This window comes from Chromobacterium alkanivorans, from assembly GCF_016937655.1.
Lineage (GTDB): Bacteria > Pseudomonadota > Gammaproteobacteria > Burkholderiales > Chromobacteriaceae > Chromobacterium > Chromobacterium alkanivorans.
Genome location: NZ_JAFHKL010000051.1, coordinates 1 through 377, shown reverse-complemented (window position 1 = coordinate 377; position 377 = coordinate 1). Strand labels below are relative to the sequence as shown.

The following is a 377-nucleotide window of genomic DNA, read 5'->3' as shown; positions in this document are numbered from 1 at the left end:
GGCGAGCAGATCATGGAAGCCCTGATGCTGCACGCCAAGCTGGGCCGCCGCGCCGCGCGCCGGCGCGCGATCGAGCTGTTGCGCGAAGTGGGCCTGCCGGAACCGGAAAGCAAGGTGGACAGCTACCCGCACCAGCTGTCCGGCGGCCAGCAGCAGCGGGTGATGATCGCCATGGCCATCGCCTGCGAACCCAAGCTGCTGATTGCCGACGAACCCACCACCGCGCTGGACGTGACCATCCAGAAGCAGATCCTGCAACTGATCGCCGACCTGCAGAAGAAACACGATATGGCGGTGCTGTTCATCACCCACGACCTGGGGGTGGTGGGCGAGTTCGCCGACGAAGTCATCGTCATGCGCCACGGCGAAATCCGCGA

General features: G+C 65.5%; 1 protein-coding gene. It reads left to right on the top strand.

The genetic code is table 11. The features are described 5' to 3' along the window. A partial coding sequence (locus JW897_RS24160) for an ATP-binding cassette domain-containing protein (RefSeq protein WP_205467940.1) occupies nucleotides 1-377 on the top strand: 377 nt, incomplete at both ends.